At 73.3% G+C, this 22,686-nt stretch carries 20 protein-coding genes; 9 read left to right on the top strand and 11 right to left on the bottom strand.

Annotated elements, in window-relative coordinates; all coding sequences use genetic code 11:
• Positions 1–37 precede the first annotated feature (37 nt).
• Entirely contained in the window at positions 38–1,048 is a 1,011-nt protein-coding gene (cobD, locus tag QR78_RS27690; RefSeq protein ID WP_244276320.1) for a threonine-phosphate decarboxylase CobD, read from the bottom strand.
• A gap of 28 nt (positions 1,049–1,076) precedes the next feature.
• Here cobD and cbiB point away from each other — a divergent pair, with 28 nt between their 5' ends.
• Positions 1,077–2,069 (top strand): adenosylcobinamide-phosphate synthase CbiB, encoded by a 993-nt coding sequence (cbiB, locus tag QR78_RS27685; protein ID WP_048430833.1) that lies wholly within the window; start codon positions 1,077–1,079, stop codon positions 2,067–2,069.
• A gap of 181 nt (positions 2,070–2,250) precedes the next feature.
• On the opposite strand, the gene QR78_RS27680 is transcribed toward cbiB, so the two are convergent.
• From QR78_RS27680 to QR78_RS27665, 4 genes are read right to left on the bottom strand one after another with little or no spacing between them, the layout of a single operon-like run.
• A complete protein-coding gene (locus tag QR78_RS27680) occupies positions 2,251–3,213 on the bottom strand; it encodes an efflux RND transporter periplasmic adaptor subunit (protein WP_048430832.1) in 963 nt (320 codons plus the stop codon).
• Positions 3,214–3,225: 12 nt separating this feature from the next.
• The gene (locus QR78_RS27675) at positions 3,226–3,429 is read right to left on the bottom strand and encodes a DUF1656 domain-containing protein (RefSeq protein ID WP_048430831.1); all 204 of its coding nucleotides are present in this window, start codon (positions 3,427–3,429) and stop codon (positions 3,226–3,228) included.
• The gene (locus QR78_RS27670) at positions 3,429–5,468 is read right to left on the bottom strand and encodes an FUSC family protein (protein ID WP_483127831.1); all 2,040 of its coding nucleotides are present in this window, start codon (positions 5,466–5,468) and stop codon (positions 3,429–3,431) included. Before QR78_RS27670 ends, QR78_RS27675 begins: the two co-directional genes overlap by 1 nt.
• Positions 5,468–5,932, bottom strand: a complete 465-nt coding sequence (locus QR78_RS27665) for a MarR family winged helix-turn-helix transcriptional regulator (RefSeq protein ID WP_048430838.1) — start codon at positions 5,930–5,932, stop codon at positions 5,468–5,470. Before QR78_RS27665 ends, QR78_RS27670 begins: the two co-directional genes overlap by 1 nt.
• A gap of 512 nt (positions 5,933–6,444) precedes the next feature.
• Between QR78_RS27665 and QR78_RS27660 the strand changes: the two genes are divergently transcribed.
• Both QR78_RS27660 and QR78_RS27655 read left to right on the top strand, forming a co-directional pair.
• Entirely contained in the window at positions 6,445–9,027 is a 2,583-nt protein-coding gene (locus tag QR78_RS27660) for a PAS domain S-box protein (RefSeq protein WP_053221121.1), read from the top strand.
• Positions 9,024–9,407 (top strand): response regulator, encoded by a 384-nt coding sequence (locus QR78_RS27655; RefSeq protein ID WP_048430829.1) that lies wholly within the window; start codon positions 9,024–9,026, stop codon positions 9,405–9,407. Before QR78_RS27660 ends, QR78_RS27655 begins: the two co-directional genes overlap by 4 nt.
• A 152-nt stretch (positions 9,408–9,559) precedes the next feature.
• Here QR78_RS27655 and QR78_RS27650 read toward each other — a convergent pair whose 3' ends face one another.
• Together QR78_RS27650 and QR78_RS27645 are read right to left on the bottom strand one after the other, a co-directional pair.
• Positions 9,560–9,898 (bottom strand): hypothetical protein, encoded by a 339-nt coding sequence (locus QR78_RS27650; RefSeq protein ID WP_048430828.1) that lies wholly within the window; start codon positions 9,896–9,898, stop codon positions 9,560–9,562.
• Positions 9,899–9,995: 97 nt separating this feature from the next.
• A complete protein-coding gene (locus QR78_RS27645; protein WP_048430827.1) occupies positions 9,996–10,226 on the bottom strand; it encodes a hypothetical protein in 231 nt (76 codons plus the stop codon).
• A gap of 516 nt (positions 10,227–10,742) precedes the next feature.
• Between QR78_RS27645 and QR78_RS27640 the strand changes: the two genes are divergently transcribed.
• The 3 genes from QR78_RS27640 (at position 10,743) to QR78_RS27630 (ending at position 13,149) form a co-directional block, all read left to right on the top strand.
• Entirely contained in the window at positions 10,743–11,684 is a 942-nt protein-coding gene (locus tag QR78_RS27640) for a sugar kinase (protein WP_048430826.1), read from the top strand.
• Positions 11,681–12,325 carry a bifunctional 4-hydroxy-2-oxoglutarate aldolase/2-dehydro-3-deoxy-phosphogluconate aldolase gene (gene eda, locus QR78_RS27635; protein WP_048430825.1) on the top strand — a complete coding sequence of 215 codons (645 nt, stop codon included), beginning with the start codon at positions 11,681–11,683 and terminating at the stop codon, positions 12,323–12,325. Before QR78_RS27640 ends, eda begins: the two co-directional genes overlap by 4 nt.
• 191 nt (positions 12,326–12,516) lie before the next feature.
• Positions 12,517–13,149, top strand: a complete 633-nt coding sequence (locus tag QR78_RS27630) for a L,D-transpeptidase (protein WP_048430824.1) — start codon at positions 12,517–12,519, stop codon at positions 13,147–13,149.
• A gap of 70 nt (positions 13,150–13,219) precedes the next feature.
• On the opposite strand, the gene QR78_RS27625 is transcribed toward QR78_RS27630, so the two are convergent.
• Together QR78_RS27625 and QR78_RS27620 are read right to left on the bottom strand one after the other, a co-directional pair.
• On the bottom strand, positions 13,220–15,352 hold the full coding sequence (locus tag QR78_RS27625; protein WP_125900942.1) for a hypothetical protein: 2,133 nt from the start codon (positions 15,350–15,352) through the stop codon (positions 13,220–13,222).
• 604 nt (positions 15,353–15,956) lie between these two features.
• Entirely contained in the window at positions 15,957–16,778 is an 822-nt protein-coding gene (locus tag QR78_RS27620) for an AraC family transcriptional regulator (protein ID WP_048430822.1), read from the bottom strand.
• A gap of 108 nt (positions 16,779–16,886) precedes the next feature.
• Between QR78_RS27620 and QR78_RS27615 the strand changes: the two genes are divergently transcribed.
• Both QR78_RS27615 and QR78_RS27610 read left to right on the top strand, forming a co-directional pair.
• Positions 16,887–18,206 (top strand): tetratricopeptide repeat protein, encoded by a 1,320-nt coding sequence (locus tag QR78_RS27615; protein WP_048430821.1) that lies wholly within the window; start codon positions 16,887–16,889, stop codon positions 18,204–18,206.
• Positions 18,207–18,217: 11 nt separating this feature from the next.
• Positions 18,218–19,444: an MFS transporter gene (locus tag QR78_RS27610; RefSeq protein ID WP_048430820.1), complete on the top strand. Its 1,227-nt coding sequence runs from the start codon at positions 18,218–18,220 to the stop codon at positions 19,442–19,444.
• Between the two features lie 5 nt (positions 19,445–19,449).
• On the opposite strand, the gene QR78_RS27605 is transcribed toward QR78_RS27610, so the two are convergent.
• Positions 19,450–19,836 carry a gamma-butyrobetaine hydroxylase family protein gene (locus QR78_RS27605; protein WP_048430819.1) on the bottom strand — a complete coding sequence of 129 codons (387 nt, stop codon included), beginning with the start codon at positions 19,834–19,836 and terminating at the stop codon, positions 19,450–19,452.
• A gap of 127 nt (positions 19,837–19,963) precedes the next feature.
• Between QR78_RS27605 and moaA the strand changes: the two genes are divergently transcribed.
• The gene (moaA, locus tag QR78_RS27600) at positions 19,964–21,013 is read left to right on the top strand and encodes a GTP 3',8-cyclase MoaA (protein ID WP_048430818.1); all 1,050 of its coding nucleotides are present in this window, start codon (positions 19,964–19,966) and stop codon (positions 21,011–21,013) included.
• 24 nt (positions 21,014–21,037) lie between these two features.
• On the opposite strand, the gene QR78_RS35170 is transcribed toward moaA, so the two are convergent.
• A partial coding sequence (locus tag QR78_RS35170; RefSeq protein WP_048430817.1) for a hypothetical protein occupies positions 21,038–22,686 on the bottom strand: 1,649 nt, incomplete at its 5' end.

Raw genomic sequence — 22,686 nt, 5'->3', positions numbered from 1 at the left:
TGCGGATGCTGCGGTTTTCGGCCTTTTTAATGGCGCCTCATACCCCGGCAGCGTCCCGCAGCGCGGCGGCGAGGCGGTCCCAGGCCGGGATGTCGGGCGGCAGGCCGAAGCGCAGGCGCGCCGGCGCGGCCTCGAATCGGCGCACGAAGATCCCGGCCCGCCCGAGGCGGTCGAACAGGCCCGGCCCGTCGGGGAAGTCGGCGGTGCGAAACAGCTTCGTGCCGCCGACGATCCGGCCGCCGGCCTCGGCCAGGAGGGCGTCGAGCCGGGCGGCGTCCCGGCCCCGCGCGACGTCCGCCTCGCGCCGCCAGGCGGCATCCGCCAGGGCCCGCCGCCCGACCGCGATCGCCGGTCCCGACACCGCCCAGGGCCCGATCCCGCGGCGCAGGACACCGACGAGCGGCTCGCCCGCCACCGCGAAGCCAAGGCGCAGGCCGGCGAGCCCGTAGGTCTTGCCGAAGGAGCGCAGCACCAGGCAGGCGGGCGGCACCGCGCCGCACAGGCTCGCGACGGGTTCGAGGTCGGCGAAGGCCTCGTCGACCACGAGCCAGCCGCCGCGCGCGGCGAGGCCGGCGGCGGCGGCCGCGAGGTCCGGCAGGGGCACGACCCGGCCGTCCGGGTTGTTGGGGGTGACCACCACGGCGACGTCGGCCTCGCCGATCCCGGCGAGGTCGCCGACCGCCACGACGGTGTGGCCGGCCCGGGCCCAGGCGGCCGCGTGCTCGGCATAGGTGGGGCCGACCACCGCGACGCGGCCGGGGGGCCGCAACCGCGGGACGAGGTCGATGAGGGCTTGGGTGCCCGGCGCCGCGACGACCCGCTCCGGCGGGGCGCCGTAGGCCTCGGCCGCCGCGGCTTCGAGGGCGGCGAGGTCGGCCTTGGCCGGCAGCCGCGTGAAGGCGCTGGCCTCGAGCGCCGGCCACGGATAGGGGATCGGATTGATCCCGGTCGAGAGGTCGATCCAGGGCCGGGGGGCCTGCGGAAACAGGAAGCCCGCCTCGCCGAGGTCGCCCCCGTGCCGGATCGGCCCCTCCGCCGTCTCGTCCAATCGCCCGTCCAACCGTCCGCCCCTCGCGATGACCGCCCTGACGCACCCGCCCGACAGCCTCGTGCTGCTCGTCCTCGCCCTCGCGATCGAGGCCGCCCTCGGCTATCCGGACCGCCTCTACAGGCTGGCCGGCCACCCTGTCACCTGGATCGGCGGCCTGATCGCCGCCCTCGACCGCGGCCTCAACCGCGAGGGGGAGTCCCCGCGCCGCCGGCGCGCCGCCGGGGTGCTGGCCCTCCTCCTCGTGCTGGCCGCGACGGGCCTTGCGGCGCTGGCCCTGTCGCTCGCCTGCGGGGCGCTCGGAGGGGCGGGCCTTGTCCTCTGCGCCCTCCTCGCCGCGAGCCTGCCGGCGCAGCGCAGCCTGCACGATCACGTCGCCCGGGTGGCGGCGGACCTGCGGCGCGACGGGCTCGCCGGGGGACGGCGGGCGGTGGCGATGATCGTCGGGCGCAACCCCGAGACCCTCGACGAGGCCGCCCTCTGCCGCGCCGCGATCGAGAGCCTGTCGGAGAACTTTTCCGACGGCATCGTGGCGCCGGCCGTCTGGCTCGGGGCCGGCGGCCTGCCCGGTGGCGCGCTCTACAAGGCGATCAACACCGCCGACAGCATGATCGGCCACCGCACGCCCCGGCACGAGGCCTTCGGCTGGGCCGCCGCCCGCCTCGACGACCTCGTCAACCTGCCGGCCTCGCGGCTCACCGCCGGGCTCATCGTGGCGGCGGCCGCGCTCACGCGGGGCGCCTCCGCCCGCGGGGCGCTGGCGGCGGTGCGGCGCGACGCCGGCCGCCACCGCTCGCCCAATGCCGGCTGGCCCGAGGCCGCGATGGCCGGGGCGCTCGGCCTGCGGCTCGCCGGCCCGCGGGTCTACGGCGCGACGCGGGTCGAGGATGCCTGGATGGGCTCGGGCCGGGCGGAGGCGACGGCCGACGACATCGCCCGGGCGCTGGTGCTGTACCGCCGGGCCTGCCTGCTGCTGTGGGGGCTGGCGGCGGGGCTGGCGGGGATCGCGGCGCTGGTTTGAGCGCTCCCCAGTCCGGCTCGATCGTCTCGCGCGCCGCACCCGGGACGGGCAGGATCTCGGCGGCCCGGTCGCGCAGGGCGCGCGGGATGGCACCGAGGGCGGGATCGTCGAAGGACAGGTGGGGCGGGTGCGCCCCACCCCGGGCCGCCCGAAAGTGGGATCGGCACCACGCGCGCGGCTGTCAGTTCCGCGCCACCGCGAAGCGGGTCTTTAGCGCATCCCAGCCCCGGACGAGCTTGCGCAGCGCCTCGAAGGGCCGGATCTCCGGCCGCTCGCCCTTCGGATGGACCACCACGGTGGCGGTGCGCCCGACGGTGAGGCGCTCGCGGTCGACGGAGGCATCGAGGGCGACCCGCACCGGCACGCGCTGGGCGAGGCGCACCCAGGCGAAGGTCGGGTTGACGTTGGCGAGCAGGCTGGCGCTGGCGCCGCGCTCGCGATCCTCGATGCCGGCGGCGACGCTCTCGACCCGGCCGGTGATCGGCCGGTCCTCGCCCATCAGCTGCACGGTGACGGGATCGCCGGGATGGATGCGGCCGAGCTTGGTCTCCTCGAAATAGCCCTGGACGTGCAGGGTGTCGCCGTCGACGAGGGCCATCACCGGCTTGCCGACCGCCACGTAGGCGCCGGGGCGCAGTTCGAGGTTGCTGATGCGGCCGTTGACCGAGGCGCGCACCTCGGAGCGGGCGAGGTTGAGCTTGGCGAGATCGCGGTCGGCCACCGCCTGGTCGTGGGCGGCCCGGGCGCTCTGCTCGGTGGCGAGCGCGGCTTCGAGCTTCTGCTGCGACACGACGTTGTCGCTGAGCTGGCGGTAGCGGGCGAGGTCGGCCTCGGCCTGGACCAGGGTCGCCTTGCGGCCGGCCACCACGGCCTCCGCCTGCCGCAGGGCGAGGGCGAAGCGATCGGGGTCGATGCGGAAGAGCAGGTCGCCGCGCTTGACCTCCTGGTTGTCGTGCACCGCGACGTCGCGCACGAGGCCGGAGACGTCGGGGGCGACGCCGACCACCTCGGCCCGCACCCGCCCGTCCCGGGTCCAGGGGGCCTCGAGGTAGTAGTCCCAGAGCGCCGTCCCGACGACGCATGCGAGGGCGAGCAGGACGGCGGTGACGGCGAAGCGGCCGAGGAAGGCGAGCGCGCGGGTCATGATCTTCGATCTTCAGGTCAGGCGGCCGGCGAGCGTGACGACGCCGCCGAGGCACACGAGGTAGAGGCAGAGGTCGAACAGGGCCCGGTGCCAGACCAGGCGGTAGAGCCCGAGCGCGCCGATCAGCCGGCGCAGGACGAGATTGAGCAGGAAGGCGACGACCGCCCAGACCAGCAGGGCCGGCACGAAGACGCCGTAGAGGTCGATGTCGGCCATCAGGCGGCCTCCCTCGCGAGCAGGGGGGCGCCGACGGGCGGCGCCTCGGGAAAGAGCGCGCGGCGCAGGCCCGCGAGCCCGAGCAAGGCCTCGCGCCGGCCCGCGGCCGCAGCCCCCGCGCCGATGACGGCCAGCGCCGCGTCGATATCGGCGAGCAGCGGCGCGGAGGCCGGGCCGCGCGGTCCCTCGTAGTGCAGGGCCACCGCGTCGAGGGCGGCGTCGAGAGCCGCGACCGCGCCGGGCGGCAGGCCGTGGCGGGCGCGGCGCAGGGAGACGAGGTTCATGCCGACCCGGAGCGCCCCCAGGGTGTCGATCCGCGACAGGTCGCTGTCGGGCCCGGCGGCGGCCAGCCGCGGCACCAGGAGGCCGAGGCGGTCGAGCATCAGGTGGGCGAAGGCGGCCCGGTCGCCCCGCCCGCGCCGGCGCGCCGCCCGGGCGAGGTCGGCCCGGCTCGCCGCCACGAGGCGGCGGGCGCCGTGCTCGGCCCCGACCGAGCGCACCAGCCGGGTCACGACGGCGGCGAGGACGATGCCGACGACGAGCGCCAGGGCCGAGTTGACGTAGGCGCCGAACTCCGAGGCGTAGCGGTCCTGGATCGCCAGGAGGGCGTTGCCGTTGACCCCGAGCGCCAGCCCCACCGGCATGGTGCGGGGAATGGTCATCAGCAGGCCGCACAGGACGAGGGGTGGGGCCAGCACGAGCACCAGGGTGGCGAAGTCGTGGACCTGCGGCAGGATGCCGAACAGGAGCACGCCGATCGCCGCCGCCGCCACCGCGGTCCAGGTGGCGAAGCCCAGGATCGCCGGGGCCGGATCGTCCTGGGTGGCGAAGAGGCAGCACAGGACCGCGCCCATCATCGCCGCGGTGGCGCCGTCGGGCCAGGCGGTGGCGATCCAGGCCGTCACGCAGGCGAGGATGGCGAGGAAGACCCCGAGGGCGGAGCGCAGGGCCATGCCGTGGTCGCGGTGGCGCGGGGCGCGTCCGCCGAACTCGCCCGCGAAGGCGAGCGGGCGGCGCGGGGCGCTCTCGCCGCGGGCGATGCCGTCCTGGAGCGCCCGGCAGTCGCGGCCGATCGCCACCAGTTCGCGCAGGCGGTCGAGGAGGCTCGCCCGCACCAGCGCGGTCCAGAAGCCGGGACGGGCGGGGGAGAAGAGGTCGGCGTCGTCGGCCGCGGCGATGCGGGCGAGCAGCGCGTCGGCCTCGGCCGCCGGGGCGCCGGCTTCCGACCAGGCGGCGACGTCGGCGAGCAGCGTCCTCAGCGCCGGATCGAGGCCCGCGAGCTCGCGCAACGCCGCGATCCGGTCGGCCAGCGAGGAGAGGACCGGCAGCAGCATCAGCATCCGGCCGCGCAGGAGCTGGACCAGCGGCACCGCCCGGCTCTGCGCCGACGCGTCGTAGGCGAGATGGGTGGCGAGCGCATCGATCTCGGCGGCCTCCGCGGCGAGCCGCAGGCGCCGCGCCCGGATTGCCGGCGCCTCGATGGCGCCCGACAGCACGTCGGCAGTCCAGCGCCCGGTCTCGCCGAGCCAGGTCCCGACCCGGGCCGCCAGCACCGGCCCGACGGATTCCGGCAAGACGAGGCCCGCCACCAGGGCGGCGCAGAGGATGCCGAGCGTGATCTCCTCGGCGCGCGACACCGCGGTCTCGAAGATGGTGTCGGGCGCCGTCACCGCCGGGAAGCCGATCAGCGCCGCGGTGTAGCCGGCGAGCATGAACAGGTAGGCCCGCGGCGAGCGGTCGAGGAGCGAGAGGTAGAGGCAACCGGCGGTCCAGAGCGCCAGCGCCAGCGTCAGCATCTCGGGTGCGCCGACGAGGGGCGGCACCAGCACGACCGCCATCGAGACGCCCGCCACCGTGCCGACCACCCGGTAGACGGCCTTCGAGCGGGTGGCGCCGGAGAGCGGCTGCATGGTGATGTAGACGGTCGCCATCGCCCAGTAGGGCCGCGGCAGGTCGAGCCACAGGGCGAGGCCCAGCGCGAGGAGCGCGGCACCCGCGATCTTCAGGGCGAACAGCCATTGGCGCCAGCCGGGCAGCATCAGGCGCGCCCTCCGGCGGCCGGGGGGCAGGGGCCCTTCGGGCCCTGGGCCTGGAGCGCGCGCAGGACCCGCAGGGCCGCCCGCAGGTCGTCGTCGCCGAGTTCCCCGAACACCGCCTCGCGCAAGCCGTCGAACCGCGCCTCGATGGCGGCGGCGCGGGCCTGCCCCTCCGGGGTCAAGGCCAGCACCTTGGCGCGGCGGTCGGTCGGGTCCTCCCGGCGGGTGACGAGGCCGGCCTCGCCGAGCTGGTCGAGGAGGCGCACCAGGCTCGGCCCCTCGACGCCGAGAGCTTCGGCCAACGCCGTCTGGCGCAGGTCGCCGCCGAGCCGGCCGATCAGCAGCAGCGGCAGCGCCGTCGCCTCGGTCAGCCCGTAGGCGGTCACGACCTCGTCCGCCGCCCGGCGCCAGACGCGGCCGGACTGGAGCAGGGTGAGAGTGAGGGTTTGCAGGAGGTCGCGTCGCATCCGGTCGCCCCGCCATCGAGGCACGGTCGTTGATCGTGCTTATTGATAGGATGCTAACGATCCGACGGGAAGCGGTCGCGACGCGTGCCGGCCATGCGCGGCGACGGCCTTGATGCGGCCTCGATGCGGCGGATCCGGCGGGCCTGCGGCCGTGCCTCGACGAGCCTGGCGTTGCGGATGGCGTACCGAGGACGGGAACGAAGTCCACCCGGAACCGTCCGGTTCGCGCCCCACCCGTTCCGGAACCCGGCTCGGGCCGCGACGCTTCCTTCGGTCGCCGATCCGGCGTCCAACGTGACGAGGGGGTGGAGCTTCGCTATCACGAGCGCCCAGGGATGGCGTCGGTCGCCAGGGGGCAGGCTCAACTCTCGATGGACAGCGATGTGCACCGCCTCTCGCGCGACGAGCTTGAGGCAGAAATTGCGCGCCTGCGGGCGAAGCTGGCTCGGCAGTCGGACCTCGACCCGGAAACCTCCCGTCAGCGGCCACGCCCCGCTCCGGCGGATGCGGACGTGCTGTTCTCCGCCGTCGACCAGACCAGCCTGCCGATGATCCTCACGGATCCCAACCAGGACGACGAGCCCATCGTCTTCACGAACCGCGCCTTCCTCGACCTCACGGGCTACGGCGTCGACGAGGTCGTCGGGCGCAACTGCCGCTTCCTCCAGGGTCCGGACACCCAGCCCGACCGCCTCGACGAGATCCGCGCCGCGCTCCGCGACAACCGCGATCTCACCATCGAGATCGTCAATCACCGCCGCGACGGCACGCCTTTCGTCAACGCCCTGTTCATCGGTCCGGTCTTCGACGGCGAGGGGCGGCTGCGCTACCGCTTCGGCAGCCAGATCGACGTCACCGAGGCGCACCGCACCCGGCTGCGGCTGGCCGAGAGCGAGGAGCGTCAGCGCGCCATCTTCAACAGCGCCAGCGAGATGGCGATCCTCGTCACCGATACCGTGGGCCGCGTGACCGACTGGAACGTCGGGGCCGAGCGCATCCTGGGCTGGTCGGCGGAGGAGATGCGCGGGCAGACCATCGAGCGGATCTTCACGGCCGAGGACCGGGCCCGGGGGCGCCTGGAGGAGGAAATGGCGGTCGTCCTCCGCGACGGGCATGCCGAGGACGTCCGCTGGCACCTGCGCAAGGACGGAGGTCGATTCTACGCGGTCGGCGACATGACCTCGCTCCGCGGCGTGGACGGAACGCATCGCGGTTTCGTCAAGGCGATGAGCGATCGCACCGAGCAGCGCGACGCCGCCGCCAAGCACGAGGCCGATGCCGAGTTCATGCGGGGCGTCCTGGCCTCCTCGGCCGACTGCATCAAGGTGCTCGACCTCGACGGCTCCCTGACGTTCATGAGCGAGGGCGGCCGGAAGGTGATGGAGGTGAGCGACTTCAACCTCATCAAGGGCTGTCCCTGGCCCGGCTTCTGGCAAGGTCAGGGGCATGCCGAGGCCGTCGCGGCCCTGGCCAGGGCCAAGGGCGGCGGTGTCGGACATTTCCAGGGGACCGCCGACACCTTCCTGGGCAATCCCAGGTGGTGGGACGTCCAGGTCACGCCGATCTTCGGCGCCGACGGCCGGCCGGAGAGGATCCTGTCCGTCTCCCGCGACATCACCGAGCAGAAGTCGCTCGAGGCGCGCCTGGCGGCGGGCGAGGCGCATTGGCGGGGCCTCTTCGAGCGCCTGAGCGAAGGGTTCGTCGTCGGCGAGGTCGTGCGCGACGCGACCGGGCGCATCACGGATTGGCGCTACACCGACGTCAACTCCGCCTGGGGTCGCCTCGTCGGGATTGATCCGGACAGCGTCGTGGGGCGCACGGTCCGCGAGGTGCTCCCCGGCATCGAGGACGCCTGGGTCAGCGAGTTCGCCGACGTGGTCGAGACGGGCCAGCCCGTGACCTTCGTCCGGCAGGTCGGCACCCTGGCGCGATGGTACGAGGGCCGCGCCTTCGCGCTGGGCAGCGAGCGCTTCGGCGTGATCTTCCTGGAGGTGACCGAGCGGGTGCAGGCCGATGCCCGGCGCGACGGCCTGCTGGAGCTGGGAGAGCGGCTGCGCGCCGACATCGACACCGAGGCGATCGCGATGGCGGGCTCGGCGATCCTCGGACGCGTGCTGGGCGTCGGCCGGGTCGGCTACGGCACGGTCGGTTCCGACGGCGAGAGCTTCGTCGTCGAGGAGGACTGGACCGCGGCGGACTTCCCGACGCTCGCCGGTCGCTACCGCATGGACGATTACGGCCTCTACGCCGAGGACCTCCGGCAGGGACGGGCGGTCGTCATCGCGGACGTGCGGGACGACCCGCGCACCGCCGCCTCCGCCGCGACGCTGGAGGCCGTCTCCGTCCGCACCCTGGTCAACCTGCCCGTCTTCGAGAAGGGCCGGACGGTGGCGGTGCTGTACGTCAACGACGACCGCCCGCGCTCCTGGAACGAGCAGGAGATCGCCTTCATCCGTCAGATCGCGGAACTGACCCGCCAGGCGGTCGAGAGACGACGGGCCGAGGAGCGGCAAGACCTGCTGAACCACGAGCTGTCCCACCGGCTCAAGAACACGATGGCGATGGTCATGAGCATCGCGCACCAGACCCTGCGCGCCATCCCGGAGCGCGAGCCGGTCGAGGCGTTCGAGAAGCGCATCCGGGCGCTGGCCTCGGCCCACGACCTGCTGCTGCGCAGGAACTGGACGGCGGCGGACCTGGGCGCGGTGTGCCGCGAAGTCCTGAGCACCGTGGCCGACGGTCGGCGTTTCACCCTCGACGGCCCCGACGTGCCGCTCGGCCCCGGGGCGGGTCTCTCCGCGTCGCTGCTCCTTCACGAGCTGGCGACCAACGCCGCCAAGTACGGCAGCCTCTCGGGAGACGAGGGGGGCGTCGAGCTGCGCTGGTGGATCGAGAGCGGATCGGGCGAACCGGAGCTGGTGCTCCGCTGGCGCGAGCACGGCGGACCTCCCGTGGTCGCTCCCACCCGGCGCGGCTTCGGATCGCGCCTGATCCGCACGGGCCTCGTCGGAACGGGTGGGGTCGACGTGACCTATCATGCGGAGGGGCTCGTCGCGATCATGCGGGCGCCGCTGGTCGAGGTGCAACGCGCATGACGGCAGGACGGACGACCGACGGCGGATCGCGGCCGGTGGTGCTCGTGCTCCAGGACGAGCCGATCCTCGCGATGACCATGAGCGATTTCGTCGAGGAGGCGGGCTGCGAGGCGGTGGTGGTCCGCACCGCGCAGGCGGCGATCCGCATTCTGGAGGCGCGCACGGACATCCGGGTGGTGTTCGCCGACCTCGATGTGCGCGGCTCGACGACGGGGCTGAAACTCGTGGCGACGATCCGGGATCGCTGGCCGCCGATCGAGCTCGTGCTGACGGGTGCGCTGGCGCCGGACCTCGACGCGATCCCGGCGCGAGGCGTGTTCTGCGACAAGCCTTTTCGCGAAAGCAAGATCGTCGAGGCCATCCGCCACTTCGCCGCCTGAGCGGGGAGCCATCGGCTCGCGCGGGCGGCACGCCGGAATCGGGCGCGCCGCCGGGGAGCCCGGGAGCCGGACGCCCCGACGGATCGGACGCGGTCGGGGGCTGCCCCGCGCACGGCCGAACCGATCCGGTTCCGCCCTGACGGCGTCCGCCCCTACGGCTTGGCGGCGGAATCGCGCTCCGGCGTCCAGTCGACCTCGACCACCCGCTGGCCGTCCTGGCGGTTGTAGCGCAGCGCCGTCTGGCGCATCGCCTGCAGGGCCTTGGCGTCCTCGGCCCGGGGGCACTGGACGGGATCGTGGGCGCGGTGGGTGCGGTCGAGCATCTGCGCGAAGGCCGCGTCGAGGGACGGTATCGCCGCGACGGTGGAGAACGGCGCCGACAGGTAGACGGTGCGGCCGGGCCCGCGGGCGAGGCAGTAGCGCCAGTCGGCGGCGGCCGGCGCCGCGGCCAGCACGGCGGCGGCCAGGGCGCCGAGACGGAGGATTCTCATCGGATCGGCTCGGCTCGCGGCTTCGGGGGCGGTCCCGATGCGCGAGCCTTGCGGCCTCAGCAAGGCAGGATCGGCGCGATCCGATCAGACGCGGCGATCAGGCCCGGGCGGCCTCGGCCTCCGCGGCTTCGAGGCTCAGGCTCCACACCCGGGCGCCGTCCTCGGCGACGAGCCAGGCCTCGCCGGTGCGGTCCCCGAACATCTCGTCGGCCTGCCCGAGCACCCGGGCGGCGGCGTGGCGCACCGTCGGCGCCTGGATCGGCATGTCGTGGAGCGGACGGATCCGGCCTCGCTCGCGGATGATGGATCGCAATCGGTAGAGGGGCATGACGAGCGAACTCCGGAAGACGGGTGGGGTCCTGGCGGCCCCGGATGTCTGGCGTGAGCGGCGGTAGCCTCGTTGTCTCGAACCCTTGTTTCGCTCCCCGGCGATAACGGGAAACGTGTCTCGCAGCGTTCGTTCCACCACGGATGGATCCGCTGCGAATTCGTGGCCGCGGTCGCCTTGGCGGACGACACGAGGTGTCTTGTAACGCGTCCCCCGGATCGTTCAAGACCTGACGTTAAGCGACTCGCCTGCCGCAAGGGTATGGTAAACCAATCCGGGGCCCGGCCGCCAAGGCTAAGTATGCGGTCGGGGCTTGCCGGCGCGGGCCTGCCCGCCACCGCCAGGCCCTTGATCGCGCCGCGCATTTTCCGCCGGAGCGGTATCCAGCGCCGTCGAAGATGATCTAGGGAGGAGATCGGAAACGGGCCGCGCGCCGTGCGAGGCCACCGGGACCGCCCCCACCAAAGGGGGAGGCCCCGGACGGGACGGCGGCCGCGCGGGAAAGGGACGGACACGATGGCAACGAGGGTCGCCTGCATCGGCGAGTGCATGATGGAGCTGTCGGAGCGGCCCGACGGCAGCCTGCTGCGCGGCTACGGCGGCGATACGCTGAACACCGCCCTCTACCTCGCCCGGCTCGGGGTCGCGGTCGATTACGTGACGGCGCTCGGCGACGATCCGTGGAGCGAGGAGATGCGGGCGGCCTGGGCGGCCGAGGGCATCGGCACCGACCGGGTGCGGCGCCTGCCGGGCCGGATGCCGGGGCTCTACATCATCCGCACCGACGGATCCGGCGAGCGCAGCTTCCACTACTGGCGCGACAGCGCGGCCGCCCGCGACCTTTTCTCCGGCCCCGGCGCCGCCGAGACCCGGGCGGCGCTGGCGGAGTACGACCTCGTCTACGCCTCCGGCATCAGCCTGTCGCTCTACGGCGAGGACGGCCGGGCGGCGCTCGCCGAGACCTGCCGGGCCGTGCAGGCGAAGGGCGGACGGGTCGCCTTCGACACCAATTACCGGCCCCGCGGCTGGCCCGACAAGGCGAAGGCGCAAGCCGCCTTCCGCGACGCGATGGCGGCGGCCGACCTGATCTTCGCCTCAAGCGAAGATCTCGACTGGCTCTACGGGCCCGAGGGCGAGGAGGAGGTGCTGCGCCATCGCGGCCGCTGCGAGATCGTGCTGAAGGGCGGCGGCTCGCCCCCCGGCGTGCGGGTGCTCGTGGGCCAGGACGACGTGAGCGTCCCGGCCTCGCCCGTCGCCTCGGTCGTCGACACCACCGCGGCGGGCGACAGCTTCGCGGCCGCCTACATGGCGGCGCGCCTCGCCGGCCGCTCCCCCGCCGAGGCCGCCCGGCACGGCCACCGCCTCGCCGGCACCGTGATCGGGCATCGCGGCGCCGTGATCCCCCGGGCGGCGATGCCCGATCTCTCCCTCACCCCCGACCAGGACGACCAGCCATGACCGCCGATTCCCGCGCCCGCCGCCTCGACGCGCTGCTCGCCGCCTCGCCGGTGATCCCCGTCATCACCGTGCCGGAACTCGCCCATGCGGTGCCGCTCGCCCGCGCCCTGGTGGCGGGGGGCATCACGACGCTCGAGATCACCCTGCGCACGCCGGTGGCCCGCGATGCGGCGCGGGCGATCATGGCGGAGGTGCCGGAGGCGGTGGTGGGTCTCGGCACGGTGCTGAATCCGGCCGACCTCCAGGCCGCGCACGACCTCGGCGCCCGCTTCGCGCTGAGCCCCGGGGCGACGCCGGAGCTGCTGGCGGCCGCGGCCGCCAGCGACATGGTGTTCATGCCGGGCATCGCCACCCCCTCCGACCTGATGCAGGTGCTGGCCGCCGGCTTCACGGTGGCGAAGTTCTTCCCCGCGGTGCCGGCCGGCGGCATGGCGGCGCTCAAGGCGCTCGGCGGCCCGTTCCCGCAAGCCCGCTTCTGCCCGACCGGCGGTATCGGCGAGGCCGACGCCAAGGCCTGGCTCGCCCTGCCGAACGTCGCGGCGGTGGGCGGCTCGTGGCTGGCGCCGGAGGCCGAGATCCGCGCCGGCAACTTCGCCGCCATCACCGAGCGGGCCCGCCGGACCCTGGCGGCCCTCCAGTAACACGCCGGAAAAGTGCCCGCGCCGCCCCGGTGTGGCGCGGGCACAACGCCAACTTCGCAACTGCGAAGCTTCGCCGGATTTAAGCTTGGCTTTGGATCGTGGGCGTTTACGGCTTGGCCATTGGTTCCGCCGTACGGTGCCGGACGCGTTCGCACCGTCCCGTCCCGCGCTTCCCCATCCGAGAGGCTTTCATGCGCCGCTTCGTTCCCGCCCTGGCCGGGCTGGTCTGCGCCGTCACCGCCTGGGCGGCGCCCGCCGCCGCCTACGAGATCGACCCGCTCACCCGCCAGCCCCTGGACCAGCCGCTCACCGTGACGGTGCGGTCCCCCGCCGCCGCGGCCGCCGCCGTCGATCCCCTCGACGCCGCGGTGCCGAAGCTGAGCCCGATCCCGCGCGAGACGGTGGCGTATGCCGGCCCCTACGGCGCCGGCACCATCGTGGTCTCGACCGCCGAGCGCCGTCTCTACTACGTGCTCGGCAACGGCCAGGCCCTGCGCTACGGCGTCGGCGTCGGCCGCCCGGGCTTCACCTGGAACGGCGTCCAGACCATCTCGATGAAGCGCGAATGGCCCGATTGGCGCCCGCCGGCCCAGATGATCCGCCGCCGGCCCGACCTGCCGCGCCACATGAAGGGCGGCCCCGAGAACCCGCTCGGCGCCCGCGCGATGTATCTCGGCGGCTCGCTCTACCGCATCCACGGCTCGAACGAGCCCGAGACCATCGGCACCGCCGTCTCCTCCGGCTGCATCCGGATGACCAACGACGACGTGATGGACCTCTACACCCGCGCCAAGGTCGGCACGAAGGTGATCGTGCAGCGCTGATCCCCGGCGGATCGCGATCGGATGCTTGTGAGAAAGGGCGGCCCAGGTGCCGGCCTCTTTCATGTCATGGTCAGCGCGCAGGAACAGGAGCGCAGGCATCCTGCGCGCCGATCGCGCAGGCTATGTGGCGGATCGCCGTGCGGTTGGCCGTGGCGGACGTTCGGGCCTTCGCCTGATCCGCCGCGTTGCCGTCCCGCGCCGGGGCGCAGACATCCTCCCCCATGCCGGTCGCACGGTGCATGAACTGCCGGACCCGGTCGGACAGCGCCCAGTCGAGCGGCGGGGCGATCGGGGCGCCCGGCCCGCACGCGTCGTCGAACAACGTGATCTTCTGGAAATCGACGTATTTCGAGCAACGATTCTCGAACCGGGGGGCCGTCGCGGCTGTCGTGCAATCCCCGGACGCGGGATCCTCGGCCACCCTGCTCACGCGCGTGACGAGATGCTGCCCGTGGGCGGTGCGGCTCTGGAAGAGGCCGTACAGCGGAGCCAGGACCTCGTTGAGGTAGTCGGTCTTCGGTCCTCTCGTCAGCTTGCCGTCGTACCCGACGAAGACGAACACGAAGCGGAGTTTCTGGTCCTTGGCAGGTCCGATCGAGAGGGCGTGGGCGAGTTCCCGCAATACTTCGAGCCCGGCGGTGTCGAAGTAGCCGCCATCGAGGATGTGCCCCCGGGGCGTGCCCGCGGGATCGACGAGGGTACCGGCGGGGCTGATCCACGGGAAGCGGGCGCCGTTGTGGATCGCGGTCGAGATCGGCACGTCGCGTCCGACGGTCTTGTAGAAGTCGTCCGCATCGATGTGCTTGGCGAGCTTGATCTTGCTCGTCAGGATGCGCCGCCCGGTCTCCTCGCTCGCGCCCTCGACGATCACCACGGGACGCCAGGTCGTGCCGGTCGGACCGAGCGACAGGAACGCTTCGCCGAGCGGGTTCGGCTTGCGGCATCGCTCCGGCGCCCCGCACCACGATTGCTCCCACGCCCGTTCCAGCGCCTGCGCCCGGTCGGGGAGCAGGGGGACGGGCAGGAAGCGCTGCAGCAGGTCCGGGAACAGCATGCCCGCCACGGCGGGGCTGAGGGCATCGGCGCCGGTCAGCCGCTGGAGCGTGTCCCGGATCCCGTCGCCGTCCGGTCGCATCGCGTCGTCGAGAGCGGCCACGTAGCCGACGGCGCCGACGCTGCCGCCCGAGACCGAGCTGATCGCGAACAGACGGTCGGCCAGGCGGCCCCCGCTCGCCTCGTGCAGCGCCGCCAGGACCTCCGCGGTCCAGTAGCCGGCGCGGGAGGCCCCGCCTTCCGTGGCGAGGAGCACCATGGTGTAGGACCCGTCGGCCGCGGCTTCCTGCCGGTCCTTCCAGACGTCGTAGGCCCGCTTGAGATCGAGGCGCTGCGCCTTGAGCGTCTCCTCACAGTTCATGGTTGCCGTATCGTGGCAGTCGATCACCCGGACGGCGTGGTTGTCGTTCAGGCCGCTGAAGAGGACCGCGCACAGCAGGACGCCGGTGACGATCGGCAGGTGCAGCCGGGCCCCCGCCTGGACCAGCAGCGCCGCCACGGGGATGATCAGGCTGACGCCCAGGAACACCACGCCGACCGGCCCGAACCACCAGCCGAACCCCGTCGGGGACAGGGTCGCCCAGACCATCATCGCCACCCCGGCCGCGAGCCCCATCGTCCTCCAGGTTCGCCCGACCCATGCCGAGAGGTGCTTGGGCCTGAAGACGACGAACAGCATGAAGACCGTGCCCAACCCGAGCAGGATCGCCACGTTCAGCCACTTCTCCTCCGAGACCCGCAAGACCGCCATCGCCGCAACGAGGAACGGGCCGACCCCGACGATCCGTGGCGCCCAGACCAGGGCGCGATGATAGGGTCGATCCTCCCATCCCGAGCGATGGCCGAAGGAGCCGACGACGATCCAGCGCGTCCAGGACCAGGCCTGCAGCGCCAGGATCAGCAGGGTGAGCGCGAACATCAACTGCGGCCACCACGCGCCGCCGGAGGCTGGATCGTCGGCGATGCTGCGCACCAGATCCCGGCCCTGCGGCGCCAACGCAAGAACCGCGGGCGTACCGAGCGCGAGCAGCGCGACGAGCCAGATTCCTCGCGACTTCAGTAGGAATTCGCGGAACCCGAGCCACCATGTGACGATCCAGGGTCGGACGCGCGGTCGTTGCGGCCGGTTCGGGCTCCTGGCTGCCGTCACGATGATCCTCCCCCAATTGTTCCAACCCATCCCCGCCATGTCGTTCGCGAAGAGGTAGAGGTCGCCGGATGTCTCGAAAGTGTGGCTGCATCCTCGACCGATGCGCACGACTTCCGGCACATCGGCCCCATTCATCACCTCGCCGACGAGACAAAACCAGGGTAAATCCGTGACGTGCGGATAAATCCTGCAGATATCAGCAAGATAGTTTCTGTATCCGTTCGGACTACATCGCCAAAAAAAGTCCCACCAATGCCCGGCTGCCAGGAAGTGCCACTCCTCCCCTGCCATGACCTTGATGAATCGGTGGCGCCCTGACGCCCCCACGATTTTGCGATCTGAATGCTCGCTCATAGCCAGATCTCGCGCTGCCGCGACACTTCGATAGAAATGCCGGAACGACGATTCGTCAAGTTTTTGTTTTTGTGTTTTATGAATTTCACCAAATTAGTATTTCATGATTGCACCTATTGACGAAATCAGCATTTTAAATCAATCAATCGTAATTATGTTCAATCGAAAAATAAAATCGATAAATATCACTGTCGAAACTTCAGATAATATCTTATGCTTATACTATATAAATATCTGATATTATCAGACATCAACCGTATGACTCACCAGAAGAGTGAGGGTCGATCACCCCCACCGGCCTCCCCCGCATATAGGCCTGGGGCGCGCAGCCCATCTCGCGGCGAAAGGCGTACACGAAGGCCGAGGTCGAGCCGTAGCCGAGCGTCATCGCGGTACGGGTCACGTCCATCCCGCCGCCCATCAGCTCGATCGCCTTGAACAGCCGCAAGCGCCGGCGCCAGGTGCGCAGGCTCATGCCGAGCTCGCTCTCGAAGCGACGGGCGAGCGTCCGGCCCGACAGGCCGACGGCCCGCCCCCATTCCTCCGGTCCCCGGGCATCGGCCGGCGCGGCGTAGAGCGTCTCGCAGAGCGCGGTCAGCGGGCCCTCGCGCGGCCAGGGCAAGGCCCCGGGCAGGGGCGCGGCGCGGCGCAGCTGGTCGAGGATCAGTCCGGCGACGCGGCCGGCATAGCCGTCGTGATCCGGCTGCCCGTCGAGCGCCGCCGCCTCGACGATGAGGGCCTGGAGCAGGGGCGAGACGCCGAGCACCGTCGCTCCCCCGGGAAGCCCCGCCCCGGCGGCATCGGCGATCCACAGGCTGCGGAACTCGGCGCCGAGCAGCGAACCGACCCGGTGCCGGTGCCCGGTCGGCAGCCACACCGCCTGCTCGGGCGAGATCACGAAGGAGCGGCCGTCCACCGCCACGGTCAGCACCCCGGAGACGGCGTAGACGACCTGGTGCCAGTCATGGGCGTGCTCGGGAAAGGCGTGGCGGGCCGGGATCGACTGGACCCGCACCGTCAGCGGCTGCGGCGCCCGCGAGCCGGGCGGCGTCTCGATCGTCTCCCACCGCATGGCCGGGCTCCAGTTTGGCCGCCAGTCTACAGGGACTGGCACCCCGTCGAAATACGGACAGGCGGTACTCCGCTATGCAGGGGCGGTTCACCGTTCAAGACCCCCGTCATGGCCCATCACGACCGCCGCTTCCTGCCGCTCTCGACCGCCTCCGACCTTGCCGCCGCGCAGTACCGCCAGGGCATCGACCTGATGCTCGCCGCCTGGCCGGGCGCCGCCGAGGCGCTCGATGCGGCGATCGCGGCCGATCCCGGTTTCGCCCTCGCGCATGCCGCCCGGGCCCGCCTGCACGCGATGCGCGCCGAGCCGGCGGCGGCGCGGGCCCGCATCGCGGTCGCCGCCGAGCGGGTGGCGCAGGCCGGGACCGAGCGCGAGCGCAGCCACGTCGCGGTCCTGTCGCTGGCGATCGACGGCCGGTCGGGAGAGGCCCTGGAGCACGCGCTCGCCCACGCCGAGGCCTGGCCGCGCGATGCCCTGATCCTGTCGATGCCGCTCGGCGCCTTCGGGCTCCTGGCCTTCTCGGGACGGGCCGACCACGACCAGGCCCGGGTCGATCTCTGCGAGCGCCATGCCGGAGCTTACGCCCCGGACGATTGGTGGTTCGCAATCTCCCGCGGCTGGGCCCTGACCGAGAACGGCGCCGTGGCGCGGGGCCGGGCGCTGACCGAGCGGGGTTTCGGGCTGCGGCGGGAGAACGCCAACGGCGCCCACGCCCTGTCGCACGCCCTGTTCGAGGACGGGGCCGGCGAGGAGGCCGAGGCGCTGATCGCCGGCTGGCTGCCGGGCTACGACCGTGCGGGCGTCCTGCACGGCCACATCGCCTGGCATGCCGCCCTCGCGGCCCTGGAGCGCGGCGATGCGCAAGCCGCCCTCGCCCTCTACGGCGCGCATGTCCGGCCGGGGGCGACGGCGGGGCTCGCCCTCAACGTCGTCACCGACGCCGTCTCGCTGCTCTGGCGCCTCTCGGCCTACGGCCACGCCGTCCCGGCCGGCCTGTGGGACGAGGTCCGGGCCTATGCCGCGCCGCGCTTCGGGGAGGCCGGCTTCGGCTTTGCCGACGTGCATATGGGCCTGCTCGCCGCCGCGACCGGCGACCGGGCGGGCGCGGCGGCGCGCATCGCCGACCTCACCGCCCTCGTCGAGGCCGGCACCCTGGCGGCGGGGCCGGTGGTGCCGGCGGTCTGCCGCGCCGCCCTCGCCTTCGCGGACGAGGAATGGGAGTCGTGCGTGCGGATCCTCGACCCCGTCGCCGCCGAGGTGGTGCGCCTCGGCGGCAGCGGCGCCCAGCGCGAGGTGATCGAGGACACGCTCCTCGTCGCCCTGATGCGCGCCGGGCAGACCGAGAGGGCGCACACGCTCCTCGACCGGCGCCTCCACCGCCGCCCCTCGCCGCGCGACGCGCGCTGGCAGGCCCAGCTCACCGCCTGACGAGACGAACGATGTCGAACCCCGCCATCCCCGCCCCGACGGACGCCGTCGGCTCCGCCCCGTCCGGCACCGGCAACGTCCTGCGCCTCGCCGTGGCGCAGGCGCTCGCCGGCGCCAACTCGGTCGTCGTCTACGCCACCGGCGCCGTCATCGGCAGCCAGCTGGCGCCGGACCCGGCCCTCGCCACCCTGCCGGTCTCGATCTTCGTCGTCGGCATGGCCGCCTGCACCCTGCCGGCCGGCCGCATCGCCCGCCGCCACGGCCGGCGCGCGGCGTTCCTCGCCGGCACCGGCTGCGGCGTGCTCGTCGGCCTCCTCGCCTCGCTCGCCGTGGTGCTCGGCGCGTTCTGGCTGTTCTGCCTCGCGACCTTCTTCGGCGGGGCCTACGCGGCGGTGGTGCTGTCCTTCCGCTTCGCCGCCGCCGATTGCGTCGCGCCGGAGCGCCGGCCCCGCGCCCTCTCGGCCGTGATGGCCGGCGGGGTCTTCGCCGGAATCATCGGGCCGCAGCTTGTCAGCCACACCATGGCGCTGTGGCCCGCGCACCTCTTCGCCGCGACCTTCCTGGCCCAGGCCGCGGTGGCGGCCCTGTCGGCGGTGGTGCTCGCCGGGGTGCGGCTGCCGGGTCCGACGAGCGCCGACCTCTCGGGCGGGCGGCCGCTCGCCGCGATCGCCCGCCAGCCCCGCTTTGTCACCGCGGTAGTGTGCGGGGTCGTGTCCTACCTGCTGATGAATTTCCTGATGACGGCGGCGCCGCTCGCCATGCACCTGTGCGGCCTGACGCAGGACGACGCCAATCTCGGCCTGCAATGGCACGTCATCGCCATGTACGCCCCGAGCTTCTTCACCGGGCGGCTGATCGCGCGCTTCGGCGCGCGCCGCGTGGTGGCGGCGGGGCTCGCGCTCACCGCGGGCGCGGCCCTCGTCGGCCTGTCGGGGCTGGACCTCGCCCATTTCTGGATCTTCCTGGTCCTCCTCGGCATCGGCTGGAACTTCGGCTTCGTCGGCGCCTCCGCGATGGTGCTCGAATGCCACCGGCCGGAGGAGCGCACCCGGGTCCAGTCGCTCAACGACTTCGCGGTGTTCGGCACGATGGCGGTCGGCTCGTTCTCCTCCGGCGGGCTCTTGGCCCATTACGGCTGGGAGGTCGTGCTGTGGGTCTCGTTCGGGCCGCTCGCCCTGGCGGTGGCCGCGCTCGCCGTCGCGGCGGCGGCCGCGCGGCCCGCCCCCGCGGCCGGCTGACGCGCTCAGCGCCGCCGCGCCGGCTCGCGGCTCAAGTTGCGGGCCGCCAGCTCCTCCTCGTAGCGGGCGAACCGCGTCGCCTGCTCCTCGCCGAGGCGGCGCAGGAAGTCGAAGGCGTAGATCCCGGTATCGTGCATGTCGTCGAAGGTGAGCTTCACCGCGTAGTTGCCCACGGGCGCCACCGACAGGATCTCGACCTCGCGCTTGCCGGGAATCCATTGCCGCTCGGAGGGGGCGTGGCCCTGGACCTCGGCCGAGGGACTCTCGACCCTCAGGTACTCCGCCGGGAGCGCGTAGGCCGCGCCGCTGGCATAGGCGACGTGGAGGGTACGCTTGTCGCGCGAGAGCCGGATCTCGGTCGGCCAGTCGGCGTCCGTGTTCGCGTCCGTCATGGCTCCGCGTCTCCCTGCTGCGCCGGCGTCGCTTGCCGGTCGGCCTGCGAGCGCTCATATGCAGACGGGACGCCGGCCGCCAGTGCCGCGCCCGAGGAAAGCCGTCTCCGTCGAGGATTGCAGCCGCATGTGGGGCCCCCGTACCGACGATCCGATGCCGGCGGCGTCCGTGCCGGCACGGCCCGCGCCGCTGATCGATCCGTTCCAGCGCGCGATCACGTACCTGCGCGTCTCGGTGACCGACCGCTGCGACCTGCGCTGCGTCTACTGCATGTCCGAGGACATGGCGTTCCTGCCCAAGCGCGACCTGCTCACGCTGGAGGAATTGGACCGGGTCTGCTCGGTCTTCGTCGAGCGCGGCGTGAGGAAGCTGCGCATCACCGGCGGCGAGCCGCTGGTGCGGCGCGACATCATGCGGCTGTTCAAAAATCTCTCGCGCCACCTCGCCTCCGGGGCGCTCGAGGAGATGACGCTCACCACCAACGGCACCCGCCTGCGCCAGCACGCGGCCGAGCTGGCGGATCTCGGCATGCGCCGGATCAACGTCTCGCTCGACACCCTCGACCCGGACAAGTTCCGGGCGATCACCCGGCGCGGCGACCTGCCGACGGTGCTCGACGGCATCGCGGCGGCGCGCGAGGCCGGCCTGAAGGTCAAGATCAACGCCGTGGCGCTGAAGGGCGTCAACGAGGACGAGATCCCGGCGATGCTCGACTGGGCCCACGGGCTCGGCATGGAGATGACGCTGATCGAGGTGATGCCGCTCGGCGATATCGAGCCCGACCGGGTCGATCAGTTCCTGCCGCTCTCGGTGGTGCGCGAGCGCCTCTCCGAGCGCCTCACCCTCACCCCGCTGCCCGACCGCACCGGGGGGCCGGCCCGCTACGTGCGGGTGGAGGAGACCGGCGGGCGGCTCGGCTTCATCACGCCCCTCACCCACAATTTCTGCGAGAGCTGCAACCGGGTGCGCCTGACCTGCACCGGCCAGCTCTACCTATGCCTGGGCCAGGAGGACGCCGCCGACCTGCGGGCCGCCTTGCGCGCCTCGCCCGACGACGCCGTGGTGACCGAGGCGATTCGGGAGGCGATCACCCGCAAGCCGAAGGGCCACGACTTCGTCATCGCCCGCGCGGCGAAGCCCGCGGTGCCGCGCCACATGAGCACGACCGGGGGCTGACGTCCCCCGCTTCCCACGACCCCCTCAGATCCGGAACCCCATCCTGAGCGCCCCCCAATGCCGGCCATGGACCCGGATCGGGCTCGCGACCTCGCGCAGGGGAGGCCGGCCGGCCTCGTCCTGCGGGCAGGCCTGGACCAGGAAGGCCCGGGTCGAGCGGGCCGCCGACAGGCCGATGCGGTCGTCGTAGAGCCGGCGCTGGCGGGCGTGCAGGGCGTTCCAGGCCGGGTCGCCGGCCCGAGGCGCCTGGGCCTGGGCCCGGTTGTGGACCGGCGCGTAGCCGTTGCGGTCGACCGCGATGCAGAACGCCGTGCGGGGATCGGCGAGCAGCAGCGGCTCGAGGATCGGCGGCAGGATGTCTTCGAGGACCGGGACCGCGGCGGTGAGGTAGTGCGGCGGCTCGATGCCGGCGACCGGCCGGTAGGTCGTGTCGAACAGGGCGTGGCGGGCGAGGCGGCCCTCGGCCAGCACCTGCTCCAGCGCGGTGCCGACGGCCGCCGCGCCACCCGTCGCCGCCGCGATCAGCGGACGGTTCTCCTCCTCGATCGCCACCAGGGCGTCGCGCATGCGGCCCTCGGAGGCGGCATCGCCCAGCGCGCAGTGCAGGCCCCGCGCGCTCGCGCCGACGACCTGGACCTGCATCCGGCCGAGGCCGCGCAGGTCGAGGGACAGGCGGGCGCCGACCGGCGCGGCGCAGCCCTCCGGCGGGGCGAGGAGCAGCCCGCCGCGGCTCACGTCGAGCACCCGTCCGAGGCCCCAATTGCCGACCCGGACCGCGAGATCGACCGGGTAGCGGTCGTGCTCGCGCCGGTCGCCGATCTCGGCCTGGCGCAGGGACGCGACGGTGCGCCCGGCGAGCCCTCCGGCGAGGCCCGCGACACCGGCGCCGACGGATCGGGCGGTCTCCATCCGCCGGGCCGCCTCGCGGGCGGCGGCGGCCGCCGCATCGGCGTCGCGGTCGATGATATCGGTCGCGGCGAAGAGCTCCTGCGCCGTCCCGGCGAGGTGCCGGGCCGCCGACGCCTGGGCCTGCGCCGCCGCCTCGGCGGTGGCGACGGCCGGGCGCAGGCCGGCGAGCGAGGTCGCGACGCTGCCCGCCGCCACCGCCCCGGGGCCGGAGAGGCGGCGGTTCAGCGCCCGCACCGCCTCGACCGCCCGGGCGGCGTCGGCCGACAGCAGCTTGAACTCCTCCGCCATCTGCCAGAGCGTCCCGCCGCCGGTCCCGGCGCGGACGGCCTCGACGGTGGCGCCGAGAGCGAGGCGGTTGGCCTGGCGCGCCAGGGTCGCCACCGCCTCGACGAGGCGGGCGGAATCCTGGGCCGCCTCGGCCATCTCGGTCTCGAGGACGCGGCTCTGGGCGTCGGTGCGCTCGAGGTGGCGGGTGGCCTGGACCAGCACCCCGGCAAGGCCGTCGGCCTCCCCGGAGAGCGTGTCGGCGGCGGCCCCGAGGGCGAGGCTCCGCGCGCCCACCGTTCCGGCGCCGGCCGCCAGGGCGTCGAGGTTCCGGGCGAGGGCCGCGGCGTCCGAGGCCGCCGCGGCGGTCTCGGCGCAGCCGTCGCGGGCCGCGACCCCGACGGCGCGGGCGGCCCGCACCAGTTCCGCCTCGACCCGGTCGACGGCATCGCGCCCGGCCCGGTCCACGTCGCGCTCCGGCTCCCCGGCCGCCGGCCCGA

The organism is Methylobacterium indicum (genome assembly GCF_001043895.1).
Lineage (GTDB): Bacteria > Pseudomonadota > Alphaproteobacteria > Rhizobiales > Beijerinckiaceae > Methylobacterium > Methylobacterium indicum.
Note: the sequence above shows the minus strand (reverse complement) of the source record. Positions and strands in the feature narration are given on the sequence as shown.